The organism is Primorskyibacter flagellatus (genome assembly GCF_048268605.1).
GTDB lineage: Bacteria > Pseudomonadota > Alphaproteobacteria > Rhodobacterales > Rhodobacteraceae > Primorskyibacter > Primorskyibacter flagellatus.
Genome location: NZ_JBLWVF010000027.1, coordinates 20727 through 27448 on the forward strand (window position 1 = coordinate 20727; position 6722 = coordinate 27448).

A 6722-nucleotide genomic window follows, 5' to 3' on the forward strand; every position below is an offset into this window, starting at 1 on the left:
GGCGAGCCGGACCACACCCTTTGGGTAAGTCCGGTCGCTTTTTGATAGTATTCAGGCGGGGAGCATTAGAACCTGATAGCCGCCGAAATGCGCAGTGCTCTGCCCGGTTCATACAGGGGCACAACCTCGCCTGCAAAATCCTGACCGTAGGTTGCGCGCGCAGCATACTGCTCATCAAAGATGTTGTTTACCTCTGCCCGGAACGTGAGGTTGTCCATCTGTCGCGGTGTATACTCCACAAAGGCATTGGCAACGGTGTAGGATGGCAACGCCGGACCCGAGCCGCCGGACGCAAAGCTGTAGGTGCGGGTGTTTTTCAACACATGTTCCACATCGCCACCAATACGCAATCCGAGCGTCTCAAAGTCATGCACGGCTGACAGGGTGATGACCTCACCCAAGGGCATGGTCAGGTAATTTCCTGAATAAGAATCCGCAATGCGCCCATCCACATCGCTTTCGATATTGGCATAGCCAAGCTGGACAGAGCCATTGGCCCATGCATAGGCCACGCCAACCTCATATCCACGGGTTTCCACATCCGCAGTCAACGCTGGGCCACCGCCGTAAGAGGCGTTGCGCGCATTGTCGATGTCGGTCTGGAAGAGCTTTGCATCGAAAACCCAAGCCCCGGTCCGCAATTCCGCAGCGATAAAGGCGTTGCGGGCGGTGATCGAGTCAAACCCGTCAGACGGGTAAGTCCAGGCAGCGTTCATGATGAAGTTCTCTGCCAGATCGATCCCGCCCCAGACATGCGAGTAACCACCGCTGAGGGTCACGCTGTCGGTCAGGTCATATTCGGCCGCGAAATTGCCCGAGATACCGGAATCGTCATGCTTTGACCCATCAACACCTTCAAGCTCTCGGAAATCAGCACGCGCGCCGAAGGTCAGCCGTAATCCGCCGAGGGGTTCAAGCCGGGCCTGGCCGAAGACCCCGACGTTGCGCAGCTTTTCAATCGGGTGTTCATTCCACGCGGGGTTTGTGGAGCTTTTATAATCCATTTCGCCTTCGTCGCGGAAGAAGTCGAGTCCGGTGGTGACTGTTCCGCTGGCAACTGCAAACGTGTTCTGGAACACACCAGAGAAACTTTGCGTGCGGCCATAGGTGCTTTGATCCTCTTCCGGCAGATCCAGTTCGGTCTTGGCGAAGGACAGTTGGAATTTCGGATCCCACCAACCTTCCGGGGTCTCATCCGTGTAGGTCAGCACCACATTCCTGCGATCCAGAACATAGTTCCGCGTCAGCGGCACAGGCCGCCCGCCGATCAACCGTTGGATATTGCCGCGGTAAGGGCGCGCTTCGTCGTCATGGACCTGCTCGTAGGACAGTTCGAACCGGTGGCCCTCGTCTGTCTCATAGGCCAGCTTCAGCAAGCCGCTTGCAAGGTTGGTGCCAGAGCCAGTGATGTCATCGCCGGCACCATCCTGCCGGGTGTCGCCCTCGGCGCGTTTCAGAAACAGAAGCGACTCAAACCCACCTTGGCGGCTGTAGACCGCACTGCTGGCGGTGCCGACATCACCATTACTGTCATATTCAAGCTTCACGCGGCCGCCAGCGGTTGCACCGGGGTCCAGCAGATCCTCAACATCCTTGGTTTCGAAAGCGATCGTGCCCGCCAGCGCGCCGGGGCCAGCGTCCGCAGGGGCAACACCCGGATCGACACGCGCCGATTTCAGCAGCGCCGGGTCGATCAGGTTGGTGGCGGCATGGTGGAACACCTTGTTGTTCTGGCGCGCGCCGTCGATTGTGATGCCGAGCCGAGTCTCCTCAATCCCATTCACATAGACTTTCTGCGACATCGGAATGGAACTTCCGACGGAAATGGTTGGCTCGGACCGGAACAACTCCTGAAGGTCGGCGGGGTTCTTGCGGTCTAGATCGTCGCTGGTGACGTCCTTGTCGTTTATTGCGTCTCCACCGGTGCTGTTGATGGCCAGCGTACCTAGAAAAATTGCGTTGGACTCGAACGGTGCGTCCTGTGCATAGGCTGGTGCAGTGAAGACACTGGATAGAAATACGGTTTTAAGAATTCTAGCGCGCATAGGTAGCCCCCTGTTTGTCGCAAAACTGCGAAGACCAGGTGGCTGAATCAAAGGATCGTAGCTGCCGTTACCGGCTGTCTTGGACGTGCCATGCCGCGACCACAAGTGGTACGGAAGCATTCCGAGTGTTTTCGTAGGGTAATTGCATCCACGGGTTGCCTTTGCGCCACAGTACCAAGAGCTGCGTTGGCCGAGTATCAGCTTGACCAACTCATGTGTTTAAACCCCTCACGAAAGGCGAAGGTCTCAAGATGGCTGTCGATAACGCCGCGCGCGGCGTCAGTGTGATCTGGCGAGGACAATTCAAAACGCACCGTCAATGCGACCTCATCGGCGCTGAGATACGCAGGTCCCATGACGAAATGGCAGATGCCTTCCTGCGCGGTGTGATCGACTTTGATCTTATGGGCAAAATGTTTGCAGAGTTGTTGCAGATATTTACTGGCATTTGGTGTCTCAAATCGGCCGATTAGCTTGTGCATGTCTTATCCTGAATGTTTTTGTCAGAATAAGTGCTGGACCCTGCGGAAGCAAGCGAATACACCCTGTTCCCAGAAGCGGGATGCAAGCCAGACGCCAGTGTTGCGCTCTTCCACATCACTGGAGGTTTAAGATGAAACATGTCCTGTGCCGGGCTGTGCTGCCGCTTGCCGCAGCTCTGGTTGCCACCGCCACCTGGGCCACCGAGGTCACCGTTGAAACCCATCAGGGCGAGACGAGTGTCCCGGCAAATCCCGCAAAAATTGCTGTGCTTGATATTGCTGCACTGGATACGCTTACGGCGCTCGGAGTTAAGGTCGCGGGCGTTCCGCAACCCCATTACGTCAGCTATCTGGACGAGGTTGCCGATCAAGCAACCAGCATCGGATCATTGTTCGAGCCGGATTTCGAAAGCCTCGCGATCATGGCACCTGACCTGATCGTCGCGGGTGGGCGGTCGTCCAGCCAGACCAAGCCCCTGTCACGCATTGCACCGACAATCGACATGACCATCTGGGCGGATGAGAACAGCACGCAAGTGAAGCAGGCTCTGACCCGACTTGAGACCTATGGCGAGATCTTCGAACGACAGGAAAAGGCCGCAGACCTTCGAAAGGCGTTTGAGGAAAAGCTGGAGGAAACCAAGGCGGCGGTGGCAGGCAAGGGCAATGCCCTGATTATCCTCACCAACGGTCCCAAGGTTTCTGCCTACGGAAAAGGCTCTCGCTTTGGCTGGATACACGAGGCTCTTGAGTTGCCGGAAGCCAAAGAAAACGTTGATGCCCAAACCCATGGCGAGGCCGTGTCGTTCGAGTTCATCGCCGAAGTGAACCCCGACTATCTAATCGTCGTGGACCGTGGAGCTGCTGTCGGTGCAGAAGGCGCATCGGCAGTCGAGACTCTGGACAACGCGCTGGTTGCAGGCACCAGCGCTTGGAAAGCTGGAAACGTAATCTACGTCGATCCGGCCATGATCTATATCGCTGGCGGCGGCATTCAGGCCATGACCGGCGTTCTGGACCAGATACGGGCCGGTTTCGAAGGCTAAATTTAGACCTGTTCCGGGTCGCATAAGGTCCGGAACACCGCTCGCAAGGTGCCATGCGGTTTTCTTATCTCCTCACGTTCGTGGCCTTGCTGGTCCTATCGCTGATCTCGGCTGCGATCGGGGCGGCAACGCTTGATCTGGGCACATTGGGCAGCGACCCAGAGGCGCTTCGTCTGATGCTGGCCAGCCGTCTGCCCCGCACCTTTGCCGCCCTCCTGACCGGTGCGTCAATGGCCGTGGCTGGTGTTATCATGCAGCTGCTGGTGCGTAACCGCTTTGTCGAGCCGGGCACCACAGGGACGACAGAGGCCGCGATGTTGGGCCTTTTGGCGGTCACGCTGGCCGCACCTGCCATGCCATTGATACTGAAGATGTCGGTCTCTGCGCTTGCAGCGCTTGTGGGCATGGGCGGTTTCCTGATCTTGATCCGCAAATTGCCCCCGTCGCAGCCGCTACTCGTGCCGCTGATCGGGCTGATCTATTCGGGCATCATCGGGGCGGGAACCACCTTTATAGCGTATCAATGGGACATGATGCAGTATCTCGGCGTGTGGATGAGCGGAGAATTTTCCGGTGTCCTTGCCGGGCGCTACGAATTGCTCTGGCTTGCCGGGTTGATGACGGTCATTGCCTATATCGCGGCGGACCAATTCACGATCGCAGGATTGGGCAGGAACGCATCAATATCTCTTGGTTTGAAATATCGGCAAGTGATGGCACTGGGGCTGGTGACTGTGTCGATGGTTACTGCGCTGGTGGTTGTCACGGTCGGGATGGTGCCCTTCGTCGGTCTGGTGGTGCCGAATATCGTAGCGCGCATGATGGGCGACAATCTGCGTGCGTCCTTGCCTGTCGTCGCGGGTATGGGCGCAGGGATGGTCCTGGCCTGTGACGTGCTTGGTCGACTTGTCCGTTTTCCTTATGAAATTCCGGCTGGAACGATATTCGGCGTGTTTGGCGCGGTGGTTTTCCTCTGGCTTCTGCTTGCGAGGCCCGCCCGTGCCTGACCGTCGGCTCTTACTGCTCGCAGGGTTGCTGCTTGCTGCGTGTAGCTTTTTCCTGTTCTGGGGTCTCAAAGGTCCAGTGGGGTTCATTCTGGAATTGCGCGTTGTAAAGCTGGCGGCACTTTTGCTGGTTGGTGCTGCAATAGGCGTCAGCACGATGATTTTTCAGACCGTCACCGGCAATCGTATACTGACTCCGGCGATCATGGGGTTCGACGCGCTGTTTCTTCTGATCCAAACGCTTCTGGTGATTGTCTTGGGCGGGTCGGCTTATATCGGATTGCTTGGTCCCGCAAAGTTTCTGATAGAAACGGCCATCATGATGGTTGCTGCAATGGCGCTGTTTTCCGTCCTGATGGGCCGAGGCCGGACCGATCTTCACCGGATGATCCTTGCCGGGGTGATCTTCGGCGTTCTCTTCCGTTCGCTCACTGCGTTCTTCCAGCGCATCCTTGATCCATCGGAATTCTCGGTCGTGCAAGGTGCCATGTTTGCTTCGTTCAATTCCGTCGATACGGCGCAACTGGCATTGGCCGGCGTCGTTTGTCTTGCGGCGTTCACGGCAATACGGCCCTTGATCCGCGCACTCGATGTCGTGGGGCTGGGGCGCAAATCCGCGATCGGGCTTGGCTTGCCTTACGACCGGATGGTGCTTGGATTGCTGGCACTCGTGGCGGCTTTGGTGTCAGTCTCTACCGCGCTCGTCGGACCGATCACTTTTCTCGGATTGCTGGTTGCGGCGCTTGCTCATTCTATGATGCGAACCCATCGCCACGCGCTGTTGCTTCCCGCCGCCGCAATGATTTCTGCGCTTATCCTCGTTAGCGGGCAGGCAATTTTTGAAAGGGTTTTGCGGATGCAGTCTACGCTTTCGGTGATTGTCGAATTCGCCGGCGGTATGCTTTTCCTTTATCTCGTGCTCAGGGGGCGCGTGCGATGATTCAAATCCAGAACGTCAGCCATGTGATCGGCAAGTCGCCAATTCTTACGGGGATTACGACGCGTATTCCGCGTCACGGCATCACCGCGCTGATTGGCCCCAACGGTGCGGGAAAATCCACGTTGTTGAACCTCATCGCGCGGCTGACGCCACTGCAAAGCGGTCAGATCACTGTCGATGATGTGGATGTTTCCACGGCGCCCACGCAAGAACTGGCCCTGAAAATTGCCGTCGTTGCGCAACAGCTTGGTGTGTCTTCGCGGTTGCGCGTCCGCGATCTTGTGGCGTTCGGACGTTGGCCACACCACCGAGGACGTCCAGCGCAACGGGATGAAGATGCCGTCGACCAAGCCATTGCTGCCTTTGATTTGCAGGCTCTTCAGTACCGCTTTCTGGATGAGCTTTCCGGCGGTCAGCAACAGCGTGCGTTCGTCGCGATGGGCGTTGTTCAGGATACCGATTGGGTGCTGCTCGACGAGCCGCTCAACAATCTTGATATGTACCACGCCAAAGAGCTCACGGCCGGCTTGCACGCAATGAGCCGCCCCGGAACAGAGCGTTCCCGCAGCATCGTCATGGTTGTACATGAAATCAATTATGTCGCGGCCTGGGCAGACCACATTGTTGCGCTCAAAGATGGAGCCCTTGTGTTTTCAGGCCCCCCCGACCAAGTACTGACAGAACCCATCTTGTCAGATCTTTTCGGAATGCCGATCCGTGTTGTGTCGATCGACGGAAAGCCCGTCATTCTCCACCACATGTAAGATGTCGCCGCAAATGCCGAACTCTACACATTCGATCTGGGTGCTTTTGACGTCTAGGATCTTCAGATCCTCTGGCTTTGGGTCAAGGTTGCAAACATAAGGAGAGCAGCCTTGATCCGGCACGTTTTAACCAACGTGCAACGGGTGATCATCGAACCCTATTGCCTGGGAAAGCTCAGCGATCCGGGGCAGGCCGGGCGTGATCCGCTTGTTCGCGGAAACGGTGTGGTGGAGTGTTTGGACCGCGCGTCAACTCAATGTGCCTGGATCAGGATCCGGGGAAGTTTGGGTTGGGGTTGAGTTGTGCATTACCGCACGGCAAAGATGGCCGGAGCAGTTGCTCCGGCCATGGTTTTCAGAACGTTTTTGTCAGGGCGACTTTGAGTGTTCTTCCCGGGGCTTTGCGGGTTGGGGATGAGAGGTGGCCGACATAATCGGTAT

Annotated in this window: 6 protein-coding genes; 4 read left to right on the forward strand and 2 right to left on the reverse strand. The window is 57.1% G+C overall.

The window, feature by feature from the left end; translation table 11 throughout:
- Positions 1-65 precede the first annotated feature (65 nt).
- A complete protein-coding gene (locus ACN0WV_RS18090; RefSeq protein WP_084353068.1) occupies positions 66-2045 on the reverse strand; it encodes a TonB-dependent receptor domain-containing protein in 1980 nt (659 codons plus the stop codon).
- Between the two features lie 197 nt (positions 2046-2242).
- Positions 2243-2527 carry a DUF2218 domain-containing protein gene (locus tag ACN0WV_RS18095; protein WP_084353069.1) on the reverse strand — a complete coding sequence of 95 codons (285 nt, stop codon included), beginning with the start codon at positions 2525-2527 and terminating at the stop codon, positions 2243-2245.
- 131 nt (positions 2528-2658) lie between these two features.
- Between ACN0WV_RS18095 and ACN0WV_RS18100 the strand changes: the two genes are divergently transcribed.
- From ACN0WV_RS18100 to ACN0WV_RS18115, 4 genes are read left to right on the forward strand one after another with little or no spacing between them, the layout of a single operon-like run.
- Complete coding sequence (locus tag ACN0WV_RS18100) at positions 2659-3573, forward strand: siderophore ABC transporter substrate-binding protein (RefSeq protein WP_084353070.1); 915 nt, start codon at positions 2659-2661, stop codon at positions 3571-3573.
- Between the two features lie 53 nt (positions 3574-3626).
- A complete protein-coding gene (locus tag ACN0WV_RS18105; RefSeq protein ID WP_084353071.1) occupies positions 3627-4580 on the forward strand; it encodes an ABC transporter permease in 954 nt (317 codons plus the stop codon).
- On the forward strand, positions 4573-5517 hold the full coding sequence (locus tag ACN0WV_RS18110; RefSeq protein WP_084353072.1) for an iron chelate uptake ABC transporter family permease subunit: 945 nt from the start codon (positions 4573-4575) through the stop codon (positions 5515-5517). The genes ACN0WV_RS18105 and ACN0WV_RS18110 overlap by 8 nt, the downstream gene beginning before the upstream one ends.
- A complete protein-coding gene (locus ACN0WV_RS18115; RefSeq protein ID WP_084353073.1) occupies positions 5514-6281 on the forward strand; it encodes an iron ABC transporter ATP-binding protein in 768 nt (255 codons plus the stop codon). The genes ACN0WV_RS18110 and ACN0WV_RS18115 overlap by 4 nt, the downstream gene beginning before the upstream one ends.
- Positions 6282-6722 lie beyond the last annotated feature (441 nt).